The organism is Bradyrhizobium sp. CCBAU 45394 (assembly GCF_028128655.1).
In the GTDB taxonomy this organism is placed as follows: domain Bacteria; phylum Pseudomonadota; class Alphaproteobacteria; order Rhizobiales; family Xanthobacteraceae; genus Bradyrhizobium; species Bradyrhizobium diazoefficiens.
Genome location: NZ_LBIX01000004.1, coordinates 1426 through 4320, shown reverse-complemented (window position 1 = coordinate 4320; position 2895 = coordinate 1426). Strand labels below are relative to the sequence as shown.

The following is a 2895-nucleotide window of genomic DNA, read 5'->3' as shown; positions in this document are numbered from 1 at the left end:
AGCAGGACGGTGCGGGAATTGCCGCCCTGTTCGCGGCGGGCGGGATCCACGTCAATCCGGCCGGTCCGCGTTCCGACATCGCGGAATTCTACCAAGGCGCGTTCAAGGCTGGGTTCGACCACGAGGAGATCACGGTCGACCAGGCATGGCCGCTGGGGTCGGACATGGCGCTTGCCATAGGGGCGTACCGCCTCGCAGGCAAAAATCAGAACGGCGCGCCCATCGAGACGGGAGGTATCTGGACGGCGACCTACGTGACCGAGGGCGGCAAGCTCAAGATTCGTTTGCTGTCGGCGATGCCCAAGCCGCCGCCTCCGAAGTAGGAGGTCGCCTAATGTTCGACGCGCCTACCACAGCACTCTTGCGTGCGGTCCTCGATGAAGTCTGCAAGAGCATCTCGGGGTGCGAGATCGGGATGCGCGCGCACCTCGCTTCGAAGATTTTGGAAGCCGCAACGAAGGGCGAAATCTCCACGAACGATTGAGGCGAGCCGGGCGCAAAGCCCTGGGCGCCAACCATATGGCGCTGAGCGCAGGGGGCGGGGATGAATTTTCAGGTCACGGTCCTGAAAATCCTGGTGAGCTATCCGGACGGCTTCGCCGTCATGGCCGACCTCAAGCGCGACATGGCGATTCTGGCGACCAGCGGACGTGACTGGGCCGAACGCACCAAGCGGCTGGCTGCGCGCGTGCCCGAGCTGGACATCTTCTCGCAAGGTCTCGTCGAGAGGCTCGACGGCGGCTGGCGTATCACCGAGAAAGGCCGCGCCGTTCTCGAGATCATGGAGGCGCGGCCGGTTGCCGTGCCGGCTACCGAGCAGCCTCCCATCCGGGCGACCGATGCCTCGACGCCTGCGGCGACACCGGCGGCATCCCCCGTCGCGACGGGCCGACGCAAGCGGGACCAGAAGCGGCGTCGACGCGATCTGGTCGCAGCGCGGGCAAGGGCCAAGGCTTCGTAACGGAGCCCATCTCAGGCCAGCGTAAGAAGGCGTCGTCCGTCACCGATTTGCCGTCAGCTTCCCGCAACGCCCTCCCGGGCGACGGCCTCCGCCTCGCCCAGATTGGCATGGCCGTTCGCGGCCCGCAGGAGCGCTTGGACAACGTATTTGCGGGTTTCTTGATCGACGCCGCGGGGAGCTTCCGGCAAATGGTCTCCAGCGCCTCAAACCGTAGGAGCAACAGCTTATTCCAGCTCAATTTGCGTTTGAACGGACCTGACGACCCGTTCGAAGGCAGCTTTAGCCAGCCGATCATCAGTGAGCCATTCCATTGTCCAATTCGGTCGACCCTCCAGTTCCCTGAACGTGGCGACTTCGTAAGCGCCTCCGGTGCGCGACAGTGACGCCCCGAGCGTTGGATGGTCACGCACCAGGGACCAAACCCTTGCTTCGATGTCGCGTCGGCTCGCCCTAACCGGATGCAGTTCGTATTTAGCCTGCAGGTCACTGGCAATCTGGTCGAGGCGCGCATAACAGGCCACGGATACCTTGTTGTCCTTTCCGGCGATCCCAAAGCCCCAATTTGCATCGGGGCGCGGCGTAGGACCAAATATGAAAAGATCCTCCAACTCGCCGCACTCTTCGTGCTTGCGAGCGGCCGCCAGCATCATCTGGCGCAGTTCTTCTTCACTCTTGCGATCCTTGACCACCTACATCTCCCCCGAGTACTCATGCCGTACTGCTTTGAAAACCCGTCGCCGCGCCATTCGTTATCATTGATCGGCCGTGCGTCTCACGGGCACAGCTTTTGCTGGACCCACCTCGACGCTCGCGCTGCGAGCAGCGCCATTGCGTTCGAACCGAAGCTCGACGCGGCTACCGACTGGGGTAAGGCCAATCAAATTGCGAAGCTGGGACGCGCTCCGGATCGGCGTGCCATCGACAGCCTTCACGATGTCGCCCTTTTGCAGCCCCGCTTGCTCCGCCGGCGAACCACTGGCAATCTCCGCGATCAGCGCCCCTTGATAGCTCTCCTTGGCCGCAAGATCGACTCCAAGATCGCGGATGGATATGCCGATCTGGCCGCGACGAACTTCGCCGTATTGAAAAAGCTGCTCGATGACGCGGCGGGCCATGTTGATCGGCACAGCGAATCCGATTCCGACGTTACCCCCGCCCGGAGAAATGATCGCCGTATTGATCCCGACAAGTTGTCCCCTCAGGTTAATCAGGGCGCCGCCCGAATTTCCGGGATTAATGGATGCGTCGGTCTGGATGAAGTCCTCATACCCTTGCTTGCCAAGGCCGGTTCGGCCGAGGGCGCTGACAATTCCCGAAGTTACGGTCTGACCCAAGCCGAAGGGGTTCCCGATCGCGATCACGAAATCACCGACCTCGATCCGATCGCTGTCACCCAACGGGATGGCCTTGAGGTTACCTCTTAGTCCTTGCAGTTGAAGAACGGCAACGTCGGTTGCAGGGTCACGCCCAACCAATTTTGCGTCGAACTTTCGTCCGTCTTTGGTCGTGACTTGGGCCTTAGAGATCTGCGCAACGACGTGATTGGCGGTGAGTACATAGCCGCGTTCGGCGTCGACGATTACGCCCGAGCCGGTTGCCTGGACTTCCTTTTCAAGCTGCTTGGGAAGATCAAAAAACTCTCGAAAGACGGGATCGCGGTAGAGCGGATTGTCCTCCTTGACCCGGGCGTGCACCGAAATGTTGACGACCGAAGGGGTGGTTTCCCTTACCACAGGCGCAAGGGTCGGGATTTGGCCGCCCCTGATGTCCGGAACCTGTGCGAGCACGGGCGACCACGCGATAGAGGCGCAAAGGAGCAAGACTGCGGCGAACCGTCGATCCTTTATTACTGATGAGTTCTTCGACATGGTGAGTAAACGAGTTTTGTAGAGGGGGAATTCCAACGTCCCGACGATCGCACGCCCGGACGTTGG

The 2895-nt window shown here is 61.5% G+C and carries 4 protein-coding genes and 1 pseudogene; 3 read left to right on the top strand and 2 right to left on the bottom strand.

Annotated features, from left to right (window positions below; translation table 11 throughout):
- From WN73_RS00865 to WN73_RS00860, 3 genes and pseudogenes are all read left to right on the top strand, one after another.
- Positions 1 to 323, top strand: a 323-nt coding sequence (locus WN73_RS00865) for a nuclear transport factor 2 family protein (RefSeq protein ID WP_271551023.1), incomplete at its 5' end; no start/stop codon positions are given.
- Positions 324 to 334: 11 nt separating this feature from the next.
- Positions 335 to 529, top strand: a pseudogene (locus tag WN73_RS44465) (hypothetical protein).
- 15 nt (positions 530 to 544) lie between these two features.
- Positions 545 to 961: a hypothetical protein gene (locus WN73_RS00860; protein ID WP_011087993.1), complete on the top strand. Its 417-nt coding sequence runs from the start codon at positions 545 to 547 to the stop codon at positions 959 to 961.
- 224 nt (positions 962 to 1185) lie between these two features.
- On the opposite strand, the gene WN73_RS00855 is transcribed toward WN73_RS00860, so the two are convergent.
- Positions 1186 to 1650, bottom strand: coding sequence for a hypothetical protein (locus tag WN73_RS00855; RefSeq protein ID WP_011087992.1), 465 nt, complete (start codon positions 1648 to 1650; stop codon positions 1186 to 1188).
- Between the two features lie 63 nt (positions 1651 to 1713).
- On the bottom strand, positions 1714 to 2829 hold the full coding sequence (locus WN73_RS00850; RefSeq protein ID WP_271551595.1) for a trypsin-like peptidase domain-containing protein: 1116 nt from the start codon (positions 2827 to 2829) through the stop codon (positions 1714 to 1716).
- Positions 2830 to 2895 lie beyond the last annotated feature (66 nt).